This window comes from Kitasatospora sp. NE20-6 (assembly GCF_045862635.1).
Window position 1 is genome coordinate 54,060 of sequence record NZ_BPRL01000037.1, and the last position, 26,089, is coordinate 80,148.

General features: G+C 76.1%; 24 protein-coding genes and 1 pseudogene. 10 read left to right on the plus strand and 15 right to left on the minus strand.

The window, feature by feature from the left end:
- Positions 1-270: 270 nt before the first annotated feature.
- Genes SNE206_RS23885 through SNE206_RS23895 form a run of 3 tightly spaced genes read right to left on the minus strand, consistent with a single transcriptional unit; the run spans position 271 to position 6,528 of the window.
- Complete coding sequence (locus SNE206_RS23885) at positions 271-3,219, minus strand: AAA family ATPase (protein WP_407915537.1); 2,949 nt, start codon at positions 3,217-3,219, stop codon at positions 271-273.
- 52 nt (positions 3,220-3,271) lie between these two features.
- Positions 3,272-3,511, minus strand: a complete 240-nt coding sequence (locus tag SNE206_RS23890; protein WP_407915538.1) for a hypothetical protein — start codon at positions 3,509-3,511, stop codon at positions 3,272-3,274.
- Positions 3,508-6,528, minus strand: a complete 3,021-nt coding sequence (locus tag SNE206_RS23895) for a type 2 lanthipeptide synthetase LanM family protein (protein ID WP_407915539.1) — start codon at positions 6,526-6,528, stop codon at positions 3,508-3,510. Before SNE206_RS23895 ends, SNE206_RS23890 begins: the two co-directional genes overlap by 4 nt.
- Before the next feature lie 228 nt (positions 6,529-6,756).
- Here SNE206_RS23895 and SNE206_RS23900 point away from each other — a divergent pair, with 228 nt between their 5' ends.
- A complete protein-coding gene (locus tag SNE206_RS23900) occupies positions 6,757-7,650 on the plus strand; it encodes a hypothetical protein (RefSeq protein WP_407915540.1) in 894 nt (297 codons plus the stop codon).
- 41 nt (positions 7,651-7,691) lie between these two features.
- On the opposite strand, the gene SNE206_RS23905 is transcribed toward SNE206_RS23900, so the two are convergent.
- Positions 7,692-8,627 (minus strand): SDR family oxidoreductase, encoded by a 936-nt coding sequence (locus tag SNE206_RS23905; RefSeq protein ID WP_407915541.1) that lies wholly within the window; start codon positions 8,625-8,627, stop codon positions 7,692-7,694.
- Positions 8,628-8,782: 155 nt separating this feature from the next.
- On the opposite strand from SNE206_RS23905, the gene SNE206_RS23910 reads away from it, so the two are divergent.
- On the plus strand, positions 8,783-9,403 hold the full coding sequence (locus SNE206_RS23910; protein WP_407915542.1) for a TetR family transcriptional regulator: 621 nt from the start codon (positions 8,783-8,785) through the stop codon (positions 9,401-9,403).
- A gap of 20 nt (positions 9,404-9,423) precedes the next feature.
- Positions 9,424-9,666 (plus strand): annotated as a pseudogene (locus tag SNE206_RS23915) (MerR family DNA-binding protein); the annotation flags it as partial.
- A gap of 79 nt (positions 9,667-9,745) precedes the next feature.
- Here the strand turns inward: SNE206_RS23915 and SNE206_RS23920 are convergent.
- From SNE206_RS23920 to SNE206_RS23945, 6 genes are all read right to left on the minus strand, one after another.
- Complete coding sequence (locus SNE206_RS23920) at positions 9,746-10,390, minus strand: GAP family protein (protein ID WP_407915543.1); 645 nt, start codon at positions 10,388-10,390, stop codon at positions 9,746-9,748.
- Between the two features lie 209 nt (positions 10,391-10,599).
- Positions 10,600-11,280, minus strand: coding sequence for a response regulator (locus SNE206_RS23925; RefSeq protein WP_407915544.1), 681 nt, complete (start codon positions 11,278-11,280; stop codon positions 10,600-10,602).
- A 13-nt stretch (positions 11,281-11,293) separates the two neighbouring features.
- On the minus strand, positions 11,294-12,493 hold the full coding sequence (locus tag SNE206_RS23930) for a sensor histidine kinase (protein WP_407915545.1): 1,200 nt from the start codon (positions 12,491-12,493) through the stop codon (positions 11,294-11,296).
- Between the two features lie 3 nt (positions 12,494-12,496).
- Complete coding sequence (locus tag SNE206_RS23935; RefSeq protein ID WP_407915546.1) at positions 12,497-13,072, minus strand: hypothetical protein; 576 nt, start codon at positions 13,070-13,072, stop codon at positions 12,497-12,499.
- 124 nt (positions 13,073-13,196) lie between these two features.
- Complete coding sequence (locus SNE206_RS23940) at positions 13,197-14,993, minus strand: hypothetical protein (RefSeq protein ID WP_407915547.1); 1,797 nt, start codon at positions 14,991-14,993, stop codon at positions 13,197-13,199.
- On the minus strand, positions 14,990-15,751 hold the full coding sequence (locus SNE206_RS23945; protein WP_407915548.1) for an ABC transporter ATP-binding protein: 762 nt from the start codon (positions 15,749-15,751) through the stop codon (positions 14,990-14,992). Before SNE206_RS23945 ends, SNE206_RS23940 begins: the two co-directional genes overlap by 4 nt.
- Positions 15,752-15,967: 216 nt before the next feature.
- Here SNE206_RS23945 and SNE206_RS23950 point away from each other — a divergent pair, with 216 nt between their 5' ends.
- Both SNE206_RS23950 and SNE206_RS23955 read left to right on the plus strand, forming a co-directional pair.
- Positions 15,968-16,579, plus strand: coding sequence for a hypothetical protein (locus SNE206_RS23950; protein WP_407915549.1), 612 nt, complete (start codon positions 15,968-15,970; stop codon positions 16,577-16,579).
- A gap of 84 nt (positions 16,580-16,663) precedes the next feature.
- The gene (locus SNE206_RS23955) at positions 16,664-17,341 is read left to right on the plus strand and encodes a DUF6308 family protein (RefSeq protein ID WP_407915550.1); all 678 of its coding nucleotides are present in this window, start codon (positions 16,664-16,666) and stop codon (positions 17,339-17,341) included.
- Between the two features lie 60 nt (positions 17,342-17,401).
- Here the strand turns inward: SNE206_RS23955 and SNE206_RS23960 are convergent, their stop codons facing one another.
- Positions 17,402-17,746, minus strand: a complete 345-nt coding sequence (locus tag SNE206_RS23960; protein WP_407915551.1) for a RidA family protein — start codon at positions 17,744-17,746, stop codon at positions 17,402-17,404.
- A gap of 106 nt (positions 17,747-17,852) precedes the next feature.
- A complete protein-coding gene (locus tag SNE206_RS23965; RefSeq protein WP_407915552.1) occupies positions 17,853-18,977 on the minus strand; it encodes a hypothetical protein in 1,125 nt (374 codons plus the stop codon).
- 125 nt (positions 18,978-19,102) lie between these two features.
- On the opposite strand from SNE206_RS23965, the gene SNE206_RS23970 reads away from it, so the two are divergent.
- Both SNE206_RS23970 and SNE206_RS23975 read left to right on the plus strand, forming a co-directional pair.
- The gene (locus SNE206_RS23970; protein ID WP_407915553.1) at positions 19,103-20,053 is read left to right on the plus strand and encodes a helix-turn-helix domain-containing protein; all 951 of its coding nucleotides are present in this window, start codon (positions 19,103-19,105) and stop codon (positions 20,051-20,053) included.
- A gap of 5 nt (positions 20,054-20,058) precedes the next feature.
- Entirely contained in the window at positions 20,059-20,685 is a 627-nt protein-coding gene (locus SNE206_RS23975; RefSeq protein WP_407915554.1) for a glyoxalase, read from the plus strand.
- Positions 20,686-20,750: 65 nt separating this feature from the next.
- On the opposite strand, the gene SNE206_RS23980 is transcribed toward SNE206_RS23975, so the two are convergent.
- From SNE206_RS23980 to SNE206_RS23990, 3 genes are all read right to left on the minus strand, one after another.
- Positions 20,751-21,275 carry a hypothetical protein gene (locus SNE206_RS23980; protein ID WP_407915555.1) on the minus strand — a complete coding sequence of 175 codons (525 nt, stop codon included), beginning with the start codon at positions 21,273-21,275 and terminating at the stop codon, positions 20,751-20,753.
- 157 nt (positions 21,276-21,432) lie between these two features.
- Positions 21,433-22,185 (minus strand): hypothetical protein, encoded by a 753-nt coding sequence (locus SNE206_RS23985; protein WP_407915556.1) that lies wholly within the window; start codon positions 22,183-22,185, stop codon positions 21,433-21,435.
- A gap of 117 nt (positions 22,186-22,302) precedes the next feature.
- Entirely contained in the window at positions 22,303-22,542 is a 240-nt protein-coding gene (locus SNE206_RS23990) for a hypothetical protein (protein WP_407915557.1), read from the minus strand.
- A gap of 434 nt (positions 22,543-22,976) precedes the next feature.
- Here SNE206_RS23990 and SNE206_RS23995 point away from each other — a divergent pair, with 434 nt between their 5' ends.
- From SNE206_RS23995 to gap, 3 genes are all read left to right on the plus strand, one after another.
- Complete coding sequence (locus SNE206_RS23995; RefSeq protein WP_407915558.1) at positions 22,977-23,747, plus strand: SDR family NAD(P)-dependent oxidoreductase; 771 nt, start codon at positions 22,977-22,979, stop codon at positions 23,745-23,747.
- Between the two features lie 129 nt (positions 23,748-23,876).
- On the plus strand, positions 23,877-24,833 hold the full coding sequence (locus SNE206_RS24000; protein WP_407915559.1) for a GlxA family transcriptional regulator: 957 nt from the start codon (positions 23,877-23,879) through the stop codon (positions 24,831-24,833).
- A gap of 117 nt (positions 24,834-24,950) precedes the next feature.
- Positions 24,951-25,949 (plus strand): type I glyceraldehyde-3-phosphate dehydrogenase, encoded by a 999-nt coding sequence (gene gap / locus SNE206_RS24005; RefSeq protein WP_407915560.1) that lies wholly within the window; start codon positions 24,951-24,953, stop codon positions 25,947-25,949.
- Positions 25,950-26,089 lie beyond the last annotated feature (140 nt).

A 26,089-nucleotide genomic window follows, 5' to 3' on the forward strand; every position in this document is an offset into this window, starting at 1 on the left:
CGTCGGGAGGTCCCGGCAGGCGGCCCCGGTTCGGGCCGGCAGCCCTTCGCCGATGGACAGGACGCTAGGCCCGGCCGCTCCGGGAACGGTCTACGCGCGGTGCGCAGCCGGTATCACCCCAGGTCGACGCCCCGGCCGTCCCCGGCCGTCCCGTGTCCGCGCGTGCCGTTCCGTGTCCGCGCGTGCCGGCCCGCGTCCGCCGGGGGTGTCCCGGGCCGTCCGGTGCCGTCCGGTGCCGTCCCGCGCCGGTCGTGCTGCCGGTGGGGCGGCCTACTCCTCCGCGGTCAGCAGGCGGGCCAGCGCGCACAGCGCCGACCGGTCCGACCGCCCGGTCTTGCGGGCCAGGCCGGCGACGTGCTTCTCCACGGTGCGCGGCGAGATGGAGAGCCGGCGCGCGATCTCCGCGTTGCTCGGGCGCCCGGCCAGCAGGGCCAGCACCTCGTACTCCCGCAGGGTGACGCCGAGTTCCCGCACCGCGGCCGGGATCCTGTCCCGCCCGGCGCGCCGCTGCCGCACGCCCGCACCCGACCCGCGCAGCAGGGCCCGGCAGGCCCCGGCCACCGCGGTGACGTCGGCCGTGTGGAAGTACTCCTCGGCGGCCCGCAGCCACGACACCGGATCGCCCCACCCGTCGTCGAGCGCGGCCTCCGCCACCAGCCGCAGCCCGAGGTGGTGGGCGGCCGGGAAGAGCGCGCCGTAGGTGTCGTGGACGGTCGCGAGGACGGCCGCGGCCTCGCCGCCCCGCCCCTCGCGCCCCAGCAGCACCGCCTCGGCGAGCAGGAGGAACTGGTGGTTCCAGGCGAGTTCCCCCGCGGGGGCCGCGGCGTGCGCCCGGTGGGCCGCCCGGTCGGCGCGGCCGGCGAGGACGTCCAGGAGCGGGCCGATCCCGTGACTGCCCGACAGGTAGAAGACGTTGGGGTGCGCCGCCTCCCAGGCGGCCACGGCGGCGAGCTCCTCCGCCGCGGCCGCCCTGTCCTCCTCCATCAGCGCGCAGAAGGCCCGGCACAGGCCCAGGACGACGGGGGTGAGGAAGGAGTCCGCCCCGCCGGCCCGCCGGAACCGGTCGAGTTCCTGGTCCATCTCGCCGCGGCGCCCGCGGTGGGCGGCGAGCGTGGCCGAGGTCAGCAGGAGGTAGCGGTGGGTGGAGAGGTTGCGCAGCCGGGCGGTGGCCCCGAGCGAGCGGTCGATCGCCTCCCGGGCCTTCCCGTACTCGGCCCGCAGCACCGCGTGCATGGCGAGCATCCCCTCGGTGTCCTGCGTCAGCACGATCGCCCCGAGGGCCCGCGCCGTCTGCCGCGCCACCTCCAGCCGGGCCGAACTCCCGGTGCGCATGAACGCGTTGACCCCCAGACGGACGAGCGCCCCCACCCGCCACAGCTGCAGGCCGTGCTTCTCGGCCACCGCCAGCATGCGCTCCAGGCACGCGTCGGCGTGGTCGAAGCCGCGCTCGCGGCCCAGCAGCGCCAGCAGGTGCCAGGCCTGGCACGCCACCACGGGCAGCGGTGCCCGCTCCGCGACCTCGACGGCCCGGCGCGCCGACTCCTCGGCCTCCGCGGTGCGGGTGGCCCGGTCCGGCCCCCCGCCGGGCGACGACCCCGGCAGCAGCGCGAGATGCCCCTCGACCACGGCGAGGGCGGCGCCCTGTCCGGACAGCCCGGCGCCGGGTCCGCGGGGCTCCGGCATCAGCGCCCGGGCCGCCGCCACCTGCCTCCGTGCGTCGGGGCCGCGCTCGGCCATCACGGCGTCCCAGGCGAGCCGGAGGTGCAGGTCGACCCGGCGGCCGACGTCCAGCGCGTCCGCACCGGCCATGCCCAGCGTCTCGGCCAGCGCGAAGGCGCGCTCCAGGTGCCCGGCCCCGGCGAGGGCCTGCGCGAGGGATTCGACGACAGCCGCCCGGTCCTCCGCGGGCGCGAGCTCGGCCGCCCGTTCGAACAGGGTGACGGCCGACGCCCACGCCCCGCCGGCCTGCGCCCGCCGGCCGGCCTCCGCGTAGCCCGCGGCGGCACGCCCGCGCTCCCCGGCCGTGGTCCACAGGTCCGCGACCAGCCGGCACCTGTCCTCCTCCAGCACCGGGTCGGCGTCCTCCAGCGCGGTGGCCGCACGACGGGCCAGGGCGGCCCGTTCGGGCGGGGCGGGCACCGCCAGCAGCGCCTCGGCCGTCAGCGCGTGCCGGAACGCGTACTGGTCGGTCCCACGGCCCACCGGGGTGACGAAACCCGCGCGGGTGGCGGCTCCCAGCCGTGCGAAGAGGTGCTGCTCGCCCACCCCGAGGGCCATCTGCAGCGTGGCGACGGAGAACCGCGACCCCAGGCAGGCGGCCGTCAGCAGCAGGTGCCCCACCGCCGGGTCCAGCCGGCCCAGCCGCTGGGCATGGCTCTGCACGACGGAGGTCGGCACACCGGTCACCAGATCGCCCACCACCGTCGGGCCCTCCGGCGCCAGCCGCACCGCACCCGACTCCACCAGGTCGGCGAGCAACTCCTCGGCGAGGTAGGGGTTGCCGCCGCCGTGCCCGGCCAGCCGGTCGACCACGGCGGACGGCACCCGGTCCTCCGCGACCCCCAGACAGCCCGCGGCGACCGTCCGCACCCCGGAGGTGTCCAGCGGACGGAGCGTCAGCACGGCCGCCGTCCGGCGGCGGCCCGCCGCGTCGACGAGGTCGAGCGCCGCACCCGACTCCGGGCGGAGCGTGGCGACGATCAGCACCGGCAGCGCAGCCAGGTTGTCCACCAGGTAGTCGACGACCGCCAGCGTCTCGGAGTCCGCCTCGTGGAGGTCCTCCAGCACCAGCAGGCAGCCGCGCTCCCGGCCGAGCACGACCAGCAGACGCAGCAGGGCCTCGGCGAACTCCACCATGCTCTCCGGATAGCCCGCCTCCGCCCGCCGCCACTCGGGGACCACCCGCGAGAGCGCGGGCCGGTAGGGCGCCAGCTCCGGGTCCTCGGGCAGCCCGCCGACCCGGGAGTACGAGGCGAGCGCCTCCACGAGCGGCCGGAACGGCCCCGTGAGCCCCGTCGCGCTGCTGCGGCCGCGCAGCACGCACACCCCGAGCCGGCCCGCCCGGTCCGCGCTCTCCCGGGCCAGCCGGGACTTGCCGATGCCCGCCTCGCCCAGCAGGAACACCGAGCCGCCCTGCGACGCCCGCAGCCGTGCGAGTGCCTCGTCGATCAGGGTCAGTTCGCTGCCTCGGCCGGCAGTGACGGGGGAAGTGGCGCGCATGGCAAGGGCTCCCGTTCTGGGGCGGCCACCGGCGGGGCGGGCAGACCGTGCGCTACCGCACCGGCCCCTCGGACTCCGGTCCTGCCGGACAGTCCAGGGTCATGGTCATGGTCATGGTCTGCGTGAAGGTGGTGGTGTTCCGCAGCCTCGCACCCGCACCCGACAGGAGGTCGGCCCGGCGGCTCAGACCTCCGCCGCCACCGAGCTGCACACGGCCGGCCGGGTGGTCGGCGGCCTCCCCGTGCTGCGCCGCCGGCTTCCTCCAGGTGCGGACGATCTCCGTGTCGTTCATCGCGTACTCCGTTCTCCCTCGTAGGTGCCGACCTGTCCGGCGGGCAGGACGCCCCCGGCGGCCGGTGGTCCGTCACTCGGTGGCCGCAGCAGCAGCACCGAAGGCACCCGGGCGGCGAAACCCAGCCGCAGCAGGCCGTGGCCCGTCCCCGCCAGCCCGTGGAGCAGGCCGGGGACGGTCGTCCCGCCCGGCGTCCCGTACCGCAGCGCGCCCTGTTCCACCGCCGTGACCACGGCGGCGGCCCGCCGCGCCCCGGCCGCGGGTGTCCGGGCCCCGGGCGCCCCGTCGGGTGCGGACGCGCGGACGAGCAGCTCCAGGACGCCGAGTTCGCCGTGGCACAGGCCGTACCCGGGGAGCGGTCCGCCGCGGTCCGCCGCCCGTACCGCCCGCGCGGGCAGGGCCGACAGCGCGGGGTCGGTCCGCGCCGCCGGGCTGTCGGCCACCGCCAGGGCGACGCCGTGCGAGCCCCGGCACCAGCCCGGCCGGTCACCGGGGCAGCCGTCCGCGGCCGCCCGCAGCGCGGCCGTCCCGGCCCGGCCGAAGCGCGCGCCCCCGCCGGCCTCCGCGTAGCGCAGCAGCGCCCACCCGACCCCGGCCCGCCCGTCGGCGAAGCCCGGCCCGGCCGGCAGCGGCGCGTCGACCAGCCGTTCGGCGGCCCGCCCGGCGGCCTGCCGGGCCGCGGCCGACCCGGTCGTCCGGTGCACCGCGAGCAGCGCGGCCAGTCCGCCCGCCGTCCCGCCCGCCACGCCGTACTCCGCCTCGCGGTCCACGGCGCGACCGGCGAGGTCGACGGCCGGCCCGACCAGGCTGCCGATCTCCGCGTCGTCCAGGCACTCCGCCACCGAGGCGAGCGCGTACGCGACGCCGCCGAGACCGGCGAACCCGCCGGACCCCACCGCGCCCAGGTCGTCCGGCCGGCGGGCCAGTCCGGCCAGCAGCACCGGCAGCGGACGGAGTGCCGCGCGGGCCACCTCCGCGTACCGCTCCTGCCCGGTCAGGACGGCGAGCCGGGACAGGAACAGCGACACCCCGGTCCGGCCGCTCCCGAGATCCGCGCCGAGCGGCTGCAGCCGCCAGTACCGGTCGCCCAGCAGCTCCAGGCCCAGCCAGTTGGCGCCCCCCGCACCGCGGTACGCGTCCACGACGAGCCTGTCGCCGATCGCCCGGGCGGCGGCGAGCAGCCGCTCGGGCGCCGGCCAGGCTCGCTCGCCGGGCCGCCCCTGCACGTCCGGCCGGTGCGTCGAACCGCCGCCGCACGGCCGCGGCAGGGGCGCGCCGTCGCCGTGCGCGTCCGCGCGCGACCGGCCGGCCATGGCCGCGCGGACGATCCACTCCTGCCGCGCACAGTCCTGCGGGCCCATCGCCCGGATCCGCTCCGTGACCACGTCGAGCCCCGGCCGGTCCAGGGCGCCCGCCACGCGACGGCCGGCCGCCGTCCACAGGTCGGGATGGCGCGGCCGCGCCGTGAACAGCGGAACGTCGCCGTTCCACAGGTCCGCGAGCTCGTCCTCGACGAGACCGGGCCAGGCCGACGGCTCCGCACCGCCACCACCGCCGTCGCGCAGCGTGCCCAGCACCCGGTCGCGCTCCTCCCAGCTGCGCAGGAGATCGGGGTGGGTCGACTCGTCCAGCAGCGTCGCGTACTCCTGGGTGGCCCGCGCCACCACCCGCACCTCGTCGTCGGCGAACCCCGCCAGCAGGCCCTCCGGGCCGAGCAGTTCGTCACGGTGCGCCACCACGGTCCGGTACCCGGCCCGGAATCCCGCCACCAGCGTCCCGACGTGCTCCGCCGGGTCGACGGCCGCCGCACCGAGACGGGGCCGGTTGGCGCCCCCGGCGAACGGCCGCGCCCCGCGGACGAGCCGCATCCGGTCGGTGCCCGCGTCGGCCCAGCCCACGACGTCCAGCGGCGTCGCCGCCCCGGGGTCACCGCCCACGCCCGAGACGTCCAGCGCGTCCTCGTCGCCGACCCACAGCTGGGGCAGCAGCCCGGTGCGGTGGACGGAAGCCTCCAGGGCGACTTCGGCCGGATCCCGTCGACCGTCCGACGGATCCGGCGGATGGAAGAGCGTCTCGACGTCCACGACGACGGGCTCGTCCCCGCAGGCGACGAGGTTCTCGTGGTGCAGATCCGTGCAGCCCACGGCGTACAGCACGGCGAGCAGCCCGCCCAGCCGGCGGTAGAAGCGGTCGATGCCGTCCGCGGACGGACACCCCTCCGGCCGCACGAACTCCGCCCAGCCGTAGCCGGGCCGTTCGACGACGGCCGGGACGCGCAAGGCCGGCAGCCCGGACCGCGCGTTGAACCAGTCCAGGAGGCCGGCGCAGTGCCGGTCCACCGCGAGCGGACGCGGCTTGTAGACCACCCGGCAGCCCGTCGCGAAGCCCAGCACCGCGACGCCCCGCCCCTGCCGGTGCCCGTCGCCCGCCGCGCCGTGCACCTCGACCAGCTCGCCCGGGTCGGCCCCGTGCAGCAGGTCCGCGACGATCCGGGCACGGTCGGCGGTGAAACGCTCCAGCAGCTCGCCCGTCGCCGCGGCGGCGTGCAGGCAGCTCTGCCCGACCAGCCTGCCCAGCACCGGACGGTGGGTGAACAACCCGACCAGGCCCGCCCGTTGCGAGGACGCCTGGAGGAACGAACGGAAGCGCAGCGCCGGGGTGCCGCCGTCGAGCCGGCCGGCCGCCCTCGCCGTGTGCAGCTCCAGGACGAGGGCCCGGGCCGCCGTCGCGGCCAGACGCTCTGCCAGGCGCGCCGTCCACAGCGCCCGGACGGAGGCGGCGACCTGTCCGGGGTCGGGCAGCCGCTGCGCCGCGTGCCGCGCGAACGGTTCCATCAGCGCCGTGAAGCCGGTGAGTCCCGGCAGTTCGCCGTCCGGCAGGATCGCCGGGGCACCGCGCGCCACGACCTCCTCGACGAAGCCCGCCCACGCCGGAGACCCACCGGCGCACCGCGCGGCCGGGGCGACAGCCCGCAGCCACCAGTCACCGGGCAGTGCCGCCGTGTCATGGGTGATCACAGCGGGAGCGTGTCATTCACCGCGCCCGCCCCACAAGAGCACTATCCGGACAGCCACTTCACCGGCCGTCGGCCGCTCCGCACGCCCACCCGCACGGACGCCCACCCGCACGGCCGCTGCGCAGCACGGCCGCCCACCCGCACGGACGCTGCGCCGACCCGTACCCCGGCGGTGTGTGCGGGCCGCCGCCGGGGTACGGGTCAGGCGTCACCGTGGCGGGGGAGACGCATGGATCCGATCGGGAGCGTGCCGGGCGCGGTGGCCGGTGCCGTGCCGGCGGTGCTGTCGGCCGTCGTCCTGATGGCCGCCGACCGGGCGGAGACCCGGGCCCGGCAGGCGCTCGCCGCCACCGCGGGCCCCCCGCGGCCCGCCACCGACGGCCTGGACCTGTACGAGCTGGCCTTCCTCGCCTCGCGGGCCACGGCCCTCCTGCGCGTGCCGGCAACCGTCCTGGTCCGGATGCACGCCGAAGGGCGCCTCGCGGTGACCGGCAAGGAGTACGGCACGCTCCGGCTCCGTGTCCTCGACCCGGTGCCCCGCGACGACGCCGAGGCCGCCCTCCTCGACGAGATCGGCGGGGAGGAGGGCTCCGTCCGCTCTCCGCTCTCCTGGCACGAGCAGCACGTGCCGTGCATGGCGCGCCTGCACGACCGGCTCGTCGCCGACGGCCTGCTGTGCGAGTGGGGCCTGCCGGACGGCGTGCCGTCGAGCTCACCCGCCGCCGTGGCCCGGAAGGCGGCGCAGGCCCGGGCCCGCCGACTGCGCAACGCAGCCGTGGTCGCGCTCCTGGCCGCCGGGGCGGCCTTCGCGTTCCTCTCCGGCTCCTGGCTGCCGCTCGCCGTGCAGACCGGCGTGCTCGCCGTCGTCCCCGTGCTGCTGGACCGCCGGCCGCCCATGAGGCGCGGCATCACCGCGGCCGGCGAGGCCGCACGCCGGGCCGCGACGGCCACGCCGCTGCCCGCCGACGCCGAACTGCTGCGCAGGGTGGCCCTGTACGGGGTGCACGTCCTGCCGGAGGACCACCCCCTGGCGCCCGTGCCCGCGCCCCCGGGCCGGCCCCGCGATCCTGACCCGCCGCGCGAGGAGTTCGACCTCGGCCCGCCCGGCCTCGGCGGGCTCTGACCCGTGTCCGCAGGTCGTGGCGGAGGCTGCCCGGTGCGGCGCTACAGGTCGGCGGTCCGGAAGTAGTGGCCCTTCTCCAGGTCCTCGATCAGGCCCGGCCGGGTCGGCTGCCAGCCGAGCAGTTCACGGGTGAGCTCGCCGGAGGCGGGGCTGTCGAGGGCGATGAGCCCCGCCAGCCAGGTGAAGTGCGCGTCCGCCTCGTCGGGGGCGACGGATCGCGTCGGCAGACCGAGGTGACGGCCGATGACCTCGGCGACGGTGCGGATCGGCACGCCCTGGTCGGCGGTCGCGTGGAGGACCGATCCGGCCGGTGCGCCTTCCAGGGCGAGCCGGAAGAGGTGCGCGGCGTCGATGCGGTGTGCGGCGGGCCAGCGCTGGGCGCCGTCGCCGACGTAGCCGGAGACGCCCTTCTCGCGGGCGACGGCGACGAGGGCGGCCATGAAGCCGTGGTCGCCCTCGCCGTGCACGGTCGGGGGGAGCCGGACGACGGCCGACCGGACGTTCCGGTCCGCGAGCGCGAGGGTCAGGCGGGCGGTGCCCATCCGGGTGCTCGGGCCGCCGGCCGGGTGGGCGGGCTGCGTGTCGGCCGTGCGGCCGTCCGTCTCGGTGCTCACCCGCCCCGGGGCGAGTCCGAGGAGCCCGGCGGCGATGACGAGGGGCCGGCCGGAACCCGCGAGGGCGTCCCCGAACGTCTCGACGGCGCGGCGGTCCGCGTCGGCGGCGTCCTGGAAGCCTCCGGCGAAGGCGATGTCGTGCTTGAACGCGAGGTGGATCACGCCGTCCGACGCGGCTGCCGCGTCGTGGAGGAGGCCGAGGTCGTCGAGGGTGCCCTGCACCACCTCGGCCCCGGCCTCCTTGAGGGCGGCGGCCGCGGAGTCCGAGCGGGCGAGCCCGGTGACCCGGTGGCCCGCTCCGATGAGTTCGGGGACGAGGGCGGAGCCGATCCATCCGGATGCCCCGGTGACGAAAACGCGCATGAGAGGTCCTTCGGTGTCGGCCGGTCGTCCTCGCGTCCGGAGTGCGGGCGGGGCGCGACCGGGCGATGTCAGTCGCTGTCATCACACCGTAGCACCCGATGTCAGCGACTGTCGTCACGTGATGACAGTCGCTGTCGTCGGGTACGATGCCGGACATGGGTCGATGGGAGCCGAACGCACGCGGCCGGCTCGAACGGGCTGCGCTGGACCTCTACGTCGAGCGCGGCTTCGAACGAACCTCGGTGGCGGAGATCGCCGAACGGGCGGGACTGACGGAGCGCACGTTCTTCCGGCACTTCGCGGACAAGCGCGAGGTGCTGTTCGGTGGTTCCGCCCTGCTGCAGGAGGGCATGGTCGACGCCGCCACCCGTGCTCCCGGGTCCGCCACCCCGATGGAGGCCGTGGCGGTGGCCCTCGCGGCAGCCGCAGCCGTGCTCCAGGAACGCGGCACGCACGCCCGCCGCCGCCAGTCCGTGATCGACGCCAACACCGAGCTGCAGGAACGCGAGCTGATCAAACTCGCCTCGCTGGCCACCGCACTCGCCGACGCGCTGCGGCAGCGCGGGGTCGCCGACGCCCCGGCGAGCCTGGCCGCGGAGGCGGGCATCGCCGTCTTCAAGATCGCGTTCAGGCGATGGGTCGACCAGCCCGAGCAGGCGGACGGGCCCGAGCAGGCGGCCGAACCGGGGCAGGCGGACGGGCCCGGGGTGAAGGATTTTCCGCAGCTCGTCGAGGAGTCGCTGGCCGGGCTCAAGGCGGTCACCGCGGGCGCCTGACCCTCGTGCCGGTGAACGGGCTTGAGTCTCCCGCGCGTCTCGACCTGGTGCGCACCCTGCGCGACCTGGGGTTCGACCTTTCCGTCATTCGGCAGGTGCTGGACCGCGAGGTGTCCGTGCCCCGGATCGCGGCCGCGCACGCCGACGCGCTGGAGGTGCAGATCCGCACTCTCCGCCTGCGGCGGGCGGTGCTGCTCGCGGTGGCCGGAAAGGGCTCGGCCCCGGAAGAGGCGGGACTCGTGCACAAGCTCGCGAAGCTCTCCGGGGCCGGTCGGAGCCATCCGGCGTCGCCCGGGTGATGTGCCGCCGGGGTGATGTGCAGGGCCGGGCACCCGTCCGGTGTCAGGTGACGAGTTCGTAGATGCTCCGGGCCGTCAGCCAGAGACCGACGGAGACGGAGAGCACGACGATCAGGCGGTCCTGGTGGTCCCCGAGCCAGGTCCGCAGGGCGTCGAGCCGGGCACCCGCGGCCGCGGGTGCCCGGGCGGTGCACACCTCCATGACGATGAGGCTGAGCGTGGCGAGCAGGCAGTAACCGGCCAGCGTGACGCAGTCGGCGAGGGAGGAGAGGTCCGCGTCGACGGCCGTCGCGGCGCCGGCGCCGACCAGGGCCCAGGGCTGCAGCAGCCAGGCCAGCCCGGCGGCCGCGACCGGTGAGGCGTCGTCCACCCGGGCCGTCCAGCGCGGCGGACCGTGCGGGCGGGGCGGGTGGCGGTGCCGGAGTGCGCCGTACAGGACCAGGCCGAGGCCGATGGCGAGTTTCACGCTCAGCACGAACGTCGACGGCGGGCTGTCGGCGGCGGGTGGGCGGCCGCCGGTCAGCAGCACCACGCAGACGATCACCGCGACGAGATCGGCCAGCCACGACAGCAGGAACGCCAGCCCCTTGCGGACGCCGTGCCGTGAGGAGAGCAGCAGGATGAAGGCGCTGTTGTGCAGCGGCCCCAGGGTGACGGCCGTACCGATCACGATCAGGTCGAGGACCATCGGAGCAGCCGCTTCCCGGGGTCGGGCCGCCTGCCGCCCGGGGAGGGCGGACCGGTGGGCAGGGACGGACGGCGCGGGTGCGGCGCCGCATCCCGACTCTGCAAGCGGCGGACCGGCCGGTCAAGCAGGCCACGCGCACATCCCCGAACGTGCCGCGCCCGCGGCGGACCCCGCGACCGAGGCCGCGCCCGTGACCGACGCCGCGGGCGTCAGACCGGGTCCGGGGTTCCCGGGACGACCAGACCGGACTCGTAGGCGAAGACCACGGCCTGCGCGCGGTCGCGCAGACCGAGCTTGGTGAGGACGCGGCTGACGTGGGTCTTGACGGTCTGTTCGACGACGACGAGCGCCCGGGCGATCTCGGCGTTCGAGAGGCCCTGCGCGATCAGCTCCAGCACCTCGGTCTCACGGGGCGTCAGGCCGGCGGGCTGCCGGGCCGGCCCGCCGCGCGGGGCGGCCGGGCGCCGGGCGGCGAAGTCCGCGATCAGGCGACGCGTCACTGACGGGGCGAGCAGGGCGTCACCGGCGGCCACCACCCGGACGGCGTGGACCAGTTCCTCGGCGGGCGCGTCCTTGAGCAGGAAGCCGCTGGCGCCGGCCCGCAGGGCCTCGTAGACGTAGTCGTCCAGGTCGAAGGTGGTCAGCACGAGCACCCTGGGGCGGTCGCCGGGGCCCTTGAGCAGGCGGCGGGTCGCCTCCAGGCCGTCCATCACCGGCATCCGGACGTCCATCACCACCACGTCCGGGTCGAGCCGTGCGGCGGCCTCCAGCGCGGCGGCGCCGTCGGCGGCGTCACCCACCACGTGCAGGCCCGGGTGTGCGTCGAGCAGGGCGCCGAAGCCCTGGCGGACCATGGCCTGGTCGTCGACGATCAGGATGCTCGTGCTCATGGCTCCCCCGTGGTCACTCCGCCGGCAGCGGGAGGTCGGCCGTCACGGTGAACCCGCCGTCGGGTCCGGCCACGGCCGAGAACGCGCCGCCGAGCACGGCGGCCCGCTCCCGCATGCCCATCAGACCATGTCCGCCGCCGCTGCCGTCCGCCGTTCCGTCGTCGCCGTCCGTGGCGGCGGGCCCGGCGCCCGGGCCGTTGCGGACGGTGATCCGCAGCGAATCGGCGGTGCGGTGCAGCCGGACGTCCACCGTGGCGCCGCGGGCGTGGCGCCGGGCGTTCGACAGCGACTCCTGGACGATCCGGTACGCGCAGACGCCGACCGTCGCGGGGACGCCGTCGAGCCCGCCGACCACCTCCAGGCCGGCGCCGGCCCCGGCCTCCCGGACCAGCGCGGGGAGCCGGTCCAGCTCCGGCTGGGGAACCCTGGCCGCCGCCTCGTCGCCGCGGAGCAGGCCGAGCAGCCGCCGCATGTCGGTCAGGGCGTCCCGGGCGGCACCGGCGACGGCCCGGAACTCCTCGTGCACCTGGGCGGAGCAGTCCGGCAGGCGGTAGGGCGCGGTCTCCGCGCGGACGGCGATCAGCGACATGTGGTGGGCCACCACGTCGTGCAGTTCACGGCCGATCCTGGCGCGCTCCTCCAGCAGGGCGCGGCGGGTCCGTTCGGTCTCGCTGATCCGCTCCTGCTCGGCGAGCCGGGTCCGGGTCAGCGAGCGGTCGCGCAGCACGTCGGCCGCGATCAGTGCCAGCGCCGTGGCGATCACGACGGGCACCAGTCCGGACCAGCCGCCGCGTCCGGGCAGCGCCGCGAGCAGGACGGCGGTGACGCACGGCAGGGCCAGGCCCATCGCGGCGCAGGTGCGGCGCGGGAGCCGGCTCCCGCCCATGACGAGCAGTGCGACCGCCGCGGCCAGGCCGGTCACCGCCAGGGGCCACGGTTCGGCCGCGCCGACCGGCCGGGTGAGCACGGCGGTGAGCACGGATGCCGCCAGCGACACCCCGTAGGCGAGCAGCGGACGGGTGCGGACCCACAGCAGCGGCAGCGCGCGGGCGAGGCTCAGGGCGAGGGCGGTCCCGGCGTCGAGGGCGTAGTGCTGCACCAGGTCGGCCCAGCCCAGGCCGGTCAGCACGAGGACGGAGGCGGGCAGCGCCGCGGCCTGCAGCCGCCGCCGGGCGGGTTTGGTGTTCGTCGTCGGCCACGCCGGGGCAGTCACGGCTCAGTCCTCCGGTCCGGCGCCCAGCAGGCGGACCGCGAGGCGGCGCTGGCCGGTGGTGAGCAGCCGGACGAGCGGCAGCAGGACCGCCAGGACGAGCAGGCCGACCCCGAGGTGCGCGGCCCACGCGCCAGCCATGGTCGGGCCGCCCCAGGCCGCGGACACGTCCTGGCCCCACTCCGCCAGCGGGTAGCCGAGGCCGCGGACCAGGAAGTCCGCCCACAGCACCCCGGTGAGGACGGCGGTGAACAGCTGCAGCGGCAGGGCGAGGACGCCGTGCGCCAGGGCCCGTACGAGCCGTCGGCGGGGCGGATCGGCGACCGGGGCGTCCAGGAGCCGGACCGCCAGGCCGCGCTGGAGCCCGAAGGCGGGCCCGGAGCGACCGGCGAGCGCTGCCAGGAGCGACACCAGGCCCACCGGCAGCGCGGCCAGGGCGTAGACGGAGGGGCGCCAGGTGTAGCTGCCGAGCAGCCGGCCGGTCCTCGACCGCCCCGGCGGGACCGGCGGGACCGGCTGCGGGGCCGGCTGCGGGGCCGGCGGGGGTGCGAGCGGGGGTGCGAGCGGGGGCGCGGGTTCCATCGGGACGGCTCCTTCGGAGGGTTCTGTCTGTCGCACCGACGCTAGGTCTCCGCACCCCCGCACATCGTCACCCCGGAGAGCCGTCTCCGACCCCCTACCGGGGTAGGGGGTCGGAGCGGAGCTGTCAGGCGGCCCCGGCCGGCCGGGTCTGCCGGGGCAGCCTGCCCGCCCGCGACCACGCCCACCGGAGCAGGACGGCGGCCAGCGCGGCGCCCACCGCGGCCGTCCGGCCGAAGGGAGCCGCGGCCCCGGTGCGCAGGCACTCGGAGAGCGGCAGTGCCAGCAGGGGGAGGGCCACGGCCGGGCCCGCCGCGTACCAGCCGGCGAAGGCGATGATCCCCGTCCCGCCGCCGGCCGCCTGGGCCGGCCGGAAGAGCAGGTCGCGCCGGGCCGCGCCCCGGCAGGCGTTGACGAGTCCGGCGCCGACCAGGGCCGGGACGACGAGAGGTGCCAGCCATGCGTCCGGGCCGGCGCCGGCGAGCACCGCCACGGCGGCTCCGGCCGTGCCCAGCAGCACGCCGAGCACGGTGGGGACGACGGCGTGGCGCAGCATGAGGCCGGCGAACGGGTAGGGCGACCAGGACGCCCGGCGTACGTCGTCCGTCTCGATCCGGGCCGGTTCGAGCAGCTGCGCGACGGCCAGGTAGCCGAAGAGCAGGGCGACGGCCGTGACCGCCCAGGACAGCACGCCCCGCGTCCCGTGGGCCGGTACCGCGCAGAGCAGCGCCGGTACGGTGAGCAGCGCCGAGCGGCCGAGCCGCGCGGGCGAGCGGAGCAGCGCGAGCGCGTCCCGCCAGTACACGACCAGCCAGGCCCGGCGGGGGGCCGGCAGCCGGACCCTGAACTGCCGGTTCCCGCCGGAGGCGGAGTTCACGGCCAGCCGCGCGGCGCGGAGCTCGACCGTCCGCAGGGCGGCGAGGACACCGGCGGCGGTGCGGGCCCGCTCGCGCAGCAGGGTCAGCGACACGGTGGCGGCGGCCCGGTCGGCGAGGACGAGGCACACCGCGGTCGGCACGAGCAGCAGGGCGGCGGCCGCCCAGGCCCCGGGGACGGCGGCGGGCGTCGGGGCCAGCGCGGCGATCCCCGCCCACCCCCACGGGCCCGACCACAGCTCCACCTGCTCCAGCCCGTGCACGGGGTGCCCCGCGGCGGCGAGCGCGCTCTGCGCGGCGAGGGCCAGGATCAGCACCGAGGCGTACGGGGTGAGCCGGCGGACCCACCGGGCGGCCCGGTCGCTCCGCTGCACCAGCAGTGCGGCGCTGACGCCGAGCAGCGGCAGGCACACCCCGCCGACCAGGCACCAGCCGAGGGCCGCCGGCAGCCTGGCCCGTACGGTCAGCCCGAGGGTGACCATCGCGCCGACGGCCATGAGGAGGCCGGGCACCAGCGCGAGCCCGCACGACAGCCAGAACCAGGGCCTCAGCACCGGGCGCGGACGGACCGGGTGCGCGAGCAGCCAGTCCGTCGTGGCCCGTGGCGGCACGACCGGCCCGCGCCAGAGTCCGTCGCGGACGGCGAGCAGCAGGGTGGCCAGCCCGACGGCGGCGATGCCGCTCGGCATGGCGGCCAGCAGGGCGGGGCCGTGACCGGTGTAGTCGGCACCCATGGACGCCTGAAGGAACAGGCCGAGGCTCGGGACGCCTCCCCAGATGACCAGGATGAGCACGGCGCAGTACGCCGCGAAGCCGATCTGCTTGGCCCGGTTGCGCCGGTGCGGGGTCCGCAGGGCGTGCAGCAGGGCCAGCGCCTCGTCGGTCCAGTCGTCGTCGGCCGTCCAGTCGGCGGGCGTGCCGTCGTCGGGCCTGCCGTCCGTCGGGCCGGATGCGGCGGCCGCCGTCCCGTCCGTCCCGTCCGTCCCGTCCGCGGCGGGCTGCGGGCCGGCCGTCGTGGCCGGGTCCGCCACCGCCTCCGAGCCGCTCACCGGGCGCCGGCCGGTGCAGCCGGTCCGCGGCCGGAGGTGCGGCCCGCGGCGTCGGCCGCCAGGACCTTGCCGGGGGCGCCCTGCCGGACGATCCGGCCGTCCTCCAGTACCACCACCCGGTGCGCGACCTCCCGCGCGAGATCGGTGTGGTGGGTGACCAGCAGCACCGCCACACCGTCCGCGAGCTCGGCCTGGAGGAGCTCCGCCAGCCGCCGCCGCGCGTCGGGGTCGAGGCGCTGCTCGGGCTCGTCCAGCAGCAGCAGGTCGCGGGGCCGGACGAGGGCGCAGGCCAGGAGCAGCGCCTGCATCTGCCCGGAGGAGAGCGCGGACGGCAGCGCGTCGGCCCGCTCGGCCAGCAGCCGGTCGTCCAGCACCTGCTGCACCCATGCGGGCGCGTCGGCGACACCGTGCGCGACCGCGACCAGCAGGAGGTGCTCGCGCACCGTGAGGTCCGGGTAGCAGGCGACCGTGTCACCGACGACCGCGACCCTCGCCCGGATCCGCGGATCGTTCTCGTCCATCGGGAGTCCGTCGAACCGGACGGTGCCCCGGGTCGGCAGGTCGCGTCCGGCCGCGACCCGCAGCAGGGTCGACTTGCCGGAGCCGTTGTGCCCGAGCAGTGCCACGCACTCGCCGGCGGCGAGCTTCAGGTCCACCGGGTGCAGCACCTCCCGGTCGCCGTACGAGCGGCTCACGCCGGTCAGCTGCAGCAGGGGCGGCCGCGCGGCGGCGCGCTGCGCGGCAGGGATCTTGGCCATGTGGACGGTGCCTCCCGACGATTCGTTCGACCACAGTACCGACCGGGGAGTCCCGCCCACGGACGGCGGACGCCCTGCGCCGTCCACCGCCCGCGCCGCGGCCCGGCCGGCCGTCCACGCACGGAACCCCCTGTCGTCCGGCGGTCACGGGGCGCTAGGGTCTGCGGCATCGTCCGTGAGGCGATCCACCGTGTGATCCGTTGTGCGAGGAGTGAAGTGAACGTCCGTCTGGCAGTCCACCTGTGCGTGTCGATCGCGCTGGCGCTGGTCCTGGTCTTCACCGGGCTGGCCGTCGGTGGCCCGTTGCTGGGCCTGGCGGGGTTCGTCGTGTGGTACCTGCTGGAGGCGCTGGTCAAGGCGCTGCTCCCGACCTCGTTCCAGCCCGGGGTCGAGGGGGCGCAGGCCACCTCCGCCGTCTACCGCGGCTGGGCGGCGAAGCTCGTCGCGGCCACCGGCCTGGCCGGCGCCCGCACCCCCGAGGCGGACGCGGCACGGGTCGCCTCCGGCATCCGGCTGTGCATGCCCGCCTTCGGGACGCGCGGTGGCAGCCAGACCCTCGGTTACCTGCTGCTGCAGCGCACCCCCGACGGCGGCACGGCCGTCGCCTGGCGCGGCCGCGGCAAGGGGCAGCAGATCCAGCCGCTCGCGGACGGCACGGCGGCGTTCCCGCAGGGCCTCGTGCAGCAGAACGCGACGCAGGCCCGCATCGGGTACTCGCACCCGGTCGAGCTCGACGGCGGCACGTACTGGCTGTTCGGCCACAACGCGGCCCTGCTGAAGCTGCTCGTCGGCCACCAGGGCGAGCCCGCGGCGCCGGTCGCCCCCTGAGTCCGGTCGGCCCCTGAGCCCGGTCGCCACCGGTACGGCGGGAAGCCCCCTGTACCGGGCGGTCCCCACGAGGAACGGAACCCCGTGATCACCTCCGCCGGAACACCGCCCACGCCGTTGGGACGGCGGCTGGGCGACCTGCTCGGCACCGACCGCGTCGTCGACGACCTGCGCCGCTACTACGGGGCCGGCCTGCCGCCCGGTGCGGCGTCGTTCACCGGGAACCGGTTCGAGCACCTCGCCGGTGGGGGAGACCGGCCGGGCACGGCCGACGTGATCACGGCCGAGGACCTGATCGCGGTGGAGACCCTGTCGGTGGTCGTCCCCGTCAGGGTCAAGCTCGACCTGCTGGAAGGCGCACTCGGCGCACGCCTCGCCGCCCTGCTGGGTGCGATCCCCGCCGATGTCGACCTCGCGGACGCCGACGCCTCCGTGGTGGCCGACGGCTCGCCGGCGGAGAAGGCGTGGCACCTGCTGGAATCCCGGCCCGGCCTCGGCTGGGTGACGGCGGGGAAGATCCTCGCCCGCAAACGCCCGCGCCTGCTGCCGGTCTACGACACGGTGGTGCGCTGCGCGCTGGGCCGCCCCCGCCCGTTCTGGCGCACCCTGCGCACCGCGCTCCGCGAGGACGACGCCGCCCTGCACCGCCGACTGCTCGACCTCCGGCGGACCGCAGGCCTGCCGGAGACGGTCAGCGCGCTGCGGGTCTGCGACGTGGCGGTGTGGATGGGCCACCGCGCCCTGCACCACGACTGCCACTGACCGCCGTCCGGACCCGCCCGCCGGGGCGGACCGGACTCCGGCGGACCGGACCGCGGGGGATCAGACCGCGGCGGTCACGACGATCTCGACGCGCACCTCGGGACGGTAGAGCTGGGCCTCGAAGGTCGCGCGTGCGGGCGTGGCGCCGGCGGGCACCCAGGTGTCCCAGGCCGCGTTCATCTCGGCGAAGTCCTTGATGTCGGCGAGGTAGATCTCCGCGCGCAGCACCTTGGTCCTGTCGCTGCCGGCCTCCGCCAGCAGGGCGTCGACGGCGGCGAGCACCTGCTTCGTCTGGCCCTCGACGTCCTGGGTGATGTCGCCGGCGACCTGTCCCGCCAGGTACACCGTGCCGTTGTGCACCACGGCCTCGCTCATGCGCGCGCCCGTGCCGAACCGCTGGATCATGCGGGGAACCTCCGGTAGATCGTTCAGGAGGGCAGATCGTACCTGCGCCGCTCCGCGGTCGTCGGCGGCGTCCACAGGACGGCCGACGACCGCGGTGGCGTGCCCGCTACCCGCGGTGGTGGACCATGTCCTTGGTGTTCCGCGTCCCCTCCGGCAGCGGCTTCGCCCGGGAGAGCCGCACGGCGACGCCGCGGGCGAGGTCGAACGCCGCCACGGGGTTGCCCCGGTCCGTCCAGGGGCCGGAGCCGCACCATCGTCCGATCAGCCGGAACTGCTCCAGGGCGTCCGTGAACAGTCCGGCCCGGTCCAGGTGGCCGGCGAGTACGTGCCGCAGGACGGGCAGGCGCGGGTCCTCCGCCGGTACGGCGGCCAGCGAGGCCGCGACCGCCTTGAGGCGCCGCCTGGCCGCCCAGCCGGTGGGGAACGCGCGGGCGCCGCTGCGCGTGGTGAGTTCGGACAGCGCGTGCACGTAGATGCCGGCGAGCGGGCTGCCGGCCGGGGCCTTGTCCATGGCGCGGCGGGCGAAGGCCATCATCGTGCGGTTCGAGCCGAACCACTTGGCGCACCAGTACTGCATGCCCTGCCAGTGCCCCTCGTAGTGGTACGGGGCGCGGGCGGCCAGGCCGTCCCAGAGCGGCCGGAACCGGTCCGGGGTGTACTGGGCGCCGCGTGCCGCGGTGACCATGACCACCCACGGCGCCGGGTTGTCCGGTGCCAGGAGCGCGGCCCGGTGCGCGGCCTCGATCGCGGCCGGCAGCAACCGCCGGAACTCCGCCATGTTCCGGGGCGGCACCTCGTGCGCGTACCCCCGGCCGCGGATCGCCCACGCCTGGTGGACCAGCTGCTTGGCCTCCAGGGTGGCGGCGTCGCAGTCGCCCGGTTCGGCGCTGCGCCAGGCCGTCAGCCAGGCGTCGTCCTCCTGCGCGATCCCGGCGAGCAGCTCCAGCCTCGACCAGTGTTCGTCCCAGTCGTCGCCCGCCGCCCGGACGTGCGCCGCGGCCGGGCGCCAGTTCCCGCCCCAGGCCGCGGAGGCCACCGCCCGGGAGTTCTCCTGGCTGCCGGGGGGTGCCGGCGGGCCGGCCCGCCGCGGGTCGAGCATGCCGGTCGCCACCAGGCCGTACGCGGCAGGGTCGAACCGGGTCCTGGCCCAGTCGACGGCCTGTGACCTGCGGTAGGAACGGATCAGCGAAGGGGCGAAAGCCACCAGGACAGCGATCAGCAAGAGACTCACGGCGCAGGATCATCGCAGGTCACCGCGGTCGTGAGCAACGGATGCCGCGCCGCGGGACCACGGACAGGTGCAGCGGTGCAGCGGTGCAGCGGTGCGGCCGTCCGGGGTCCGGCAGTATCGGCGGCATGGGGACGGGAGAGGGGCCGGCGCCGTACTTCGCCGTCCGCGAGGGGTACGCGTTCTACCGCGGCCCGTTGACGGACGGTTCCCTCCACCGGCACGCCGCCTTCCAGGTCGCCGTCGCGGTGGAGGGCGAGGTGACGATCGTGGACGCCTCCGGGGTCGGTCACCGCGGTGCGGCGGTGGTCGTGCCGCCGATGGTGCGGCACCGGACGGCCCCGGTCCCGGCCGTGCTCACGTATTTCGTCGATCCGCACTGCGCGTTCGCCGACCGGCTGCGGGCCTGGTGCGGCGAGGGCATCACGGTGGTCCCGGAACTGCGTGACCTCGACGAGCGGGACGTCCGCCGTGCCGGTGCGCTGCGGTCGGGCGAACTGGACCCGCGGCTGCGGGCGGCGGTGGAGGCGCTGACCCGGAGCAGCGTCCCGCTGCCGGTGCTCGCCGCGCAGATCGGACTCTCGCCCCAGCGCCTCCGTGCCCTGGCAGGACAGCAGTTGGGGATGCCGCTGGCCCGCTGGCGGATCTGGCGGCGGCTGGTCCGCGCGGCCGGGGCGCTGCGCGAGGGGCAGTCGCTCGCCGAAGCGGCCCTCACGGGCGGCTTCGCCGACCAGGCCCACTTCAGCAGGCAGATGCGCGAGATGACGGGGCTGACGCCGTCCGCCGTCCTGCCGTTGCTGCGCGGGTCAGGGGCGGCGGGCGACATGGACGGAGATCGAACCGGTGATCGTCGACACGACCTCGGCCTCACGCACGCCGGTGAACCCGGCCCCGGACATCAGACGGGGGAGGATGCCGTCAGCGTTGGGCTGGGTGTCCTGCTTGCCGTCCGCCACCTGCACGGCGCGGAAGGCCAGTCGCATGACCCTCGGTCACCCACCTCCCCTCCGCCCCGGTCGCCCCCGACTGCATCGATCAGGATCGGAGAAGCGCCGGCCACCGGGCCGCACCTAGCGTGAGGGTCATGGCATCCATCGAATCCGTCACCCTCGACGTGGCCGACCCCACGGCCGCGCAGCACTTCTACACCTCCGCCTTCGGCCTGGACACGCAGATCCGCGTGCGGGCCTCGGAGGCCCCCACCACCGGCTTCCGCGGGTTCACGCTGGCACTCACGGTGTCCCGGCCTGCGGACGTCGACAGCCTGGTCGACTCCGCCGTCGAGGCCGGTGCCACGCCGCTGAAGCCCGCCACGAAGTCGCTCTGGGGCTACGGCGGTGTCGTGCAGGCCCCGGACGGCGCGATCTGGAAGGTGGCGACCTCGGCGAAGAAGGACACCGGCCCGGCCACCCGGAAGATCGACGAGATCGTGCTCCTGCTGGGTGTCGCGGACATCGCCGCGAGCAAGCGGTTCTACGTCGAGCAGGGTCTCGCCCTGGCGAAGAGCTTCGGCCGCATGTACGTCGAGTTCGCCGCCGGGCCGGGCCCCGTCAAGCTGGCGCTGTACCGGCGCCGTGCCCTCGCCAAGGACCTCGGCGTCTCCCCGGACGGCACCGGATCGCACCGGCTCGCGATCGGCGGCACCGCCGGGCCCTTCACCGACCTGGACGGCTTCGCCTGGGAGGCCGCGTCCACGGTGCTTGCGCACTGACGGCAGCGGCCGTGGGTGTCGACCCTCGTGCGGATCCGGCCGGTGCCCGTCGGCAGGAGAGCCGGTCAAGCCCCGATCAGCGGGTCGTACGGGCTGTTCTCCGGGGTGAGGACCAGGACGACCTCCCGGCCCGGGCCGGTCGCGACCTCGTGCAGGCGGGTCAGTGCCACGGCGGCGGTCGGCACGGCGAGGCCCAGCGCAGCGGCGGCGCGCTCCCGCCGCTCCGCGAGGTCGGGCATGTCCTGCAGGTACTCCTCGGCGAGTTCGCCGCTCTCCTCACCGGTGAAGGCCTGGCAGTCGCGCCACCACGGGACGGCCAGCAGGAGCTGCAGGAGCTCGGCCAGGCCGATGGCGACCAGTGCCGCCTGCCCCTCCGAGTCCGCGTACAGGACCGGGCGTTCCTCCCCGCCGGTGCCGCAGAAGAAGTACGTGCCGCCGGCGCCGTCGCCGGCGAAGCCCTCCAGCGCCGCGCCGGACGCGAGGTGGACCTCCTCGCCGTGGTCGCTCCGGTCGAGTTCGAAGTCACCGGGCCAGGCCAGGAAGTCGGCGGCGGCCCGGTGGGCACGGACGGCGGCGATCAGTGAGCGCATGCGCCGCACCCTAGCCGTGGCCGCCGACACCCCCGCCGGCCACCGGGGACCGGACAGGGCTACCGCGCCGGATCCGTGACAGCGGCCGAGGGGGCGGAACCGGACGAGCCGCCCGCCGGCCCGCGTCCGGTCGCCGCCGGCCCGTGCTCCGGTGCGGTCACCGGCCGCGCCGCTGCCACCACCGGCGGCGTCGCTCCGTTCCCGCAGCCGCTCCGGCCGACAGACTGTCGCCGTTCCCGTTCCCGTTCCCGCTCCCGCTCCCGTTCCCGCTCTCGGCACCGGCGCCGTGCGCGTCGTGGGCCCCGGAGGCGGCCGCTCCGGGGAACGGCGGCAGCGCCCGGAACCGGTCGTCCAGGACCGCGCTCGCGCCGGCCCGCGCCAGTGCGGCCCGCACCAAGGTCAGCGGGTGGCGGGGGAACAGGGCGTCCCACTCCTCAAGGTCGCCGACGTGGTACGGGAGGGGACCGGTCAGGTCGGGGTCGTAGGGATGGGGGCGGAAGTAGGCGGCCGGGCCGACCCGGTCGACGATCACCGCCTCGCGCATCCCGGTCACCGGCCCTTCGGCGGCCTGGACCTTCAGCACCACGCTGCACCGGTCCCGCGGTACGGTCCACGACCCGATGAAGGCCTGCCCGCGGCGGCCCGGGAGCGGCACCTTGACCAGCTGCCGCAACGCGGGCGTCCCGCCCACCAGGCCCGTCGACGCCTCGATGAGCCCGGCCCCCGCCGCGGCGGTGGAGCGGGCGAGCGCACGGCGCAGCTGCCCGACCTCGTCGAGCGGGGCCGCGAGGTCGGGTACGAGCGGGAAGTCGTGGACGGACAGGACCACACCGTGCTCGTCGGTCCACACCCGCTCCTCGTCCTCGCGCGGGGTGAATCCGGCCAGGTCCAGCGTGATGATCGCACTCATGCAGGTCATCCTCCCGCCCCGGACGTCCGTCACCTCCACCGGGCCTGCCCTGTCACGGAGCGGGCGGGGAGAGCCGGCCGCGGCCACGGGAGCGCGGTGCTGACCCCGGACGGCGGATCAGGACGCAGACGGTGCACCGGTGTCCGAGACCAGCTCGGCGAGCTGGATGACATAGGCGTACGTCGACAGCCGGCCACGGATGCGGACGACATAGGACCGGTCGGAGCTCTTGAAGACCTCCCGGCGGCGCACTGTCCGGAAGCCGTGGGCGTAGGTCGTCGCAGCGTTCAGGAGGGCTTCTGCCGCCTCTTCCGCGCTGCCGTCGAACTCCGCGACCGTGCGCGCGTCGCGGTTCACGTCCGAAACACCCTGGACGGGGACGGCCAGGACGATCCATCGGGGCATGTGGTGGCCGGCCTTCTCGCGGGCGCCGCCCTCCGCGGCGTCTACGGGGTCAGTATGGCAGGGGCCGGGGCGGAGAACCGCCCTGCCCCCGCAGGGTCGTTCGTGCCCGGCAAGGACGAACTCGACGCGGACCTGCCGGAGTTCGTCAAGGCACTGACGCGGCGGCACGGACCGTCGGACCGTCCGCCGGGCCGCCCGTCGACCTGTGGTGACGGAAGCGCCTGCGGAGAGCCCGGACAGGCTCGTCGTCCCGGTCCGGAGGGCGGTTCGGCTCCCGGCGCGGGTTGTTGAACGTTGAACGCGATGTCCGAATGCCGCCGGACCCGTACGCCTGTGGGGCCGAGGATCGAGTCATGTCCGAGAACGAGACGAGGAGTTCGACTGCGATGACAACCATGACGGTGACCGGGGACGGGATCGCGAAGCTCGCCGGCAAGGTGGCGCTGGTGACCGGCGGCAGCCGGGGGATCGGGGCGGCGGTGGCCCTGCGGCTGGCCGAGGACGGCGCCGACGTCGCCCTCACCTACCGGGGCGGCGCCGAACGGGCCGAGGCCGTCGCGGCGAGGATCAGGGCGATGGGCCGGCGCGGCTGGGCGGTCCGGGCGGACAGCGCCGACCCGCAGGAGGTCGGGGCCGTGGTGGACGCGGTGGCGGAGCGCTTCGGGCGCCTCGACATCCTGGTCAACAACGCGGGCGTCGGTGTGCTCGGCCCGATCGGCGACATCACGCCGGAGGACGTCGACCGGGTGCTGGCGGTGAACGTCCGGGCGCCGTTCCTGTTCGCCCAGGCCGCCTCCGGCCGGCTCGCCGACGACGGCCGGATCATCACCATCGGCAGCTGCATCGCCAAGCGCGTCGCCTTCCCCGGCGCCTCGCTCTACAGCGCCAGCAAGGCCGCGGCGATCGGGCTCACCAAGGCACTGGCCCGCGAGCTGGGCCCGCGCGGCATCACCGCCAACGTGATCCACCCGGGGCCGATCGACACCGACATGAACCCGGCCGACGGCCCGTCGGCCGGATTCCAGGCGTCGCTGACCGCCCTCGGCACCTTCGGCCGGGCCACCGACATCGCCGCCACCGTCGCCCACCTCGCCGGGGCGGACGGCCGCTACATCACCGCCGCCGAGATCGCCGTCGACGGCGGCTTCGCGGCCTGACCGGCCTGACCGGCCCGGCGGGCCCGGAGTACGGGGTGGCGGCGGGGTGTTCCGCCCCGCCCGGCCGCCGCCGGGCCGCTGCTGCCCGTCGGCCCTGTCGGCCCCGTCGTCGCCGCGTAGGCTTCTCCCGTGCCTGCCTCACGTCTGCATCACGTCGCCGTCCTCGTGCTCGAAGGTGCGAAGCCGTTGGACGTCGGGATCCCCGCGCAGGTGTTCACGACCCGTGCGAGCATGCCGTACGAGGTGCGGGTGTGCGGTGCGGCGCCGGGCCTGGTGGCCGGTGGTGACGGTCTGTCGTACGCGGTCGCCCACGGGCTCGACGCCCTGGCCTGGGCCGACATCGTCTTCATCCCCGGCTACCGCTTCCCGGACCGCGACGACCCGCCGCAGGCCGTCCTCGACGCGCTCGTCGCCGCGCACGAGCGGGGTGCGCGGCTCGCCGCGATCTCGACGGGCGCCTTCGCGCTCGCCGCGACGGGCCTGCTGGACGGCAAGCGCGCGACGACGCACTGGCACTACACGCGGGCGCTGGCCGCGAAGCGTCCGCGGGTCCGGGTCGACGAGAACGTCCTGTTCGTCGACGAGGGCAGCGTGCTGACGTCGGCCGGCGCCGCCTCGGGCATCGACCTGTGCCTGCACATCCTGCGGGGCGATCTCGGGGTGTCGGTGTCGAACCACGCGGCGCGGCGGCTGGTCGCGGCGCCCTACCGCAGCGGCGGTCAGGCGCAGTACGTGCCGCGCAGCGTGCCGGAGTCGCTCGGCGAGCGGTTCGCCGCCACCCGGGAGTGGGCGCTGCGCCGGCTGGGCGAGCCCCTCAGCCTGGACGTGCTCGCGCGGCATGCGGCGGTGTCGCCGCGCACGTTCTCGCGGCGGTTCGTCGAGGACACGGGGTACACGCCGATGCAGTGGGTCATGCGGGCCCGGATCGACATGGCGCGTGAGCTGCTGGAGCGTTCGCAGCGGGGTGTCGAGCAGATCGCCGCGGACGTCGGTCTCGGCACGGGCGCGAACCTGCGGCTGCACTTCCAGCAGATCCTCGACACCACGCCGAGCGAGTACCGGCGCACCTTCGCCCAGGGCAGGTAGCCCCCCGGATCGCGCGGCCACCGCGTGGCGCGATCCTTTCGGACCGTGGCGATCACGCCGCTGTCACCGGCGCGGGCCGCGCGAGAACCTGGTGGCGAACCCGAAGGGACACCACTCATGACTCGCATCGCCATCAACGGATTCGGCCGCATCGGACGCAACGTGCTCCGCGCCCTGCTCGAACGCGGCAGCGACCTGGAGGTCGTCGCCGTCAACGACCTCACGGAGCCCGCCGCGCTCGCCCGGCTGCTCGCCTACGACACGACGGCGGGCCGCCTGGGCCGCCCGGTGACCACCGACGGGACCACCCTCGTCGTCGACGGCCGCCGCATCGCCGTGCTCGCCGAGCGGGAGCCGGCGCAGCTGCCGTGGGCCGAACTCGGGATCGACATCGTGGTCGAGGCGACCGGCCGCTTCACGGCGGCGAAGGCCGCCCGGGCCCACCTCGACGCGGGCGCGAAGCGGGTGCTCGTCAGCGCGCCGGCGGACGGTGCCGACGTGACGCTCGCGTACGGCGTGAACAACGACGCGTACGACCCGGAGCTGCACACGATCGTCTCGAACGCCTCCTGCACGACCAACGCGCTGGCGCCGCTGGCCAAGGTGCTCGACGATCTCGCGGGCATCGAGCACGGCTTCATGACGACGGTGCACGCCTACACGCAGGAGCAGAACCTGCAGGACGGCCCGCACCGCGACGCCCGCCGGGCCCGCGCCGCCGCGGTCAACATCGTGCCGACCACGACGGGTGCGGCCAAGGCGATCGGCCTCGTCCTGCCCGGCCTCGACGGCAAGCTGTCGGGCGACTCGATCCGCGTGCCGGTGCCGGTGGGGTCGATCGTCGAGCTCAACACGACCGTGGCCCGCGAGGTGACGCGCGAGGAGGTGCTGGCGGCCTACCGTGCCGCGGCGCAGGGGCCGCTGGCGGGTGTCCTCGAGTACTCGGAGGACCCGCTGGTGTCGTCCGACATCACGGGCAACCCGGCCTCGTCGATCTTCGACTCGGAGCTCACCCGCGTCGACGGCCGCCACGTCAAGGTGGTCGCCTGGTACGACAACGAGTGGGGCTTCTCCAACCGGGTGATCGACACGATCGAGCTCCTCGCCGCGGGCTGACCGCAGGCCGGTACGGCCCGGGCTCCTGTCCCCGTCGGCACGTGCGACGGAACAGGAGCCCGGGCCTTCGTCCGGTGGCGCCGGCGGTCCGGTGGCCCCGGCAGCCGGACGGTCAGGCAGCCAGGTGGTGAGCCGGTGAT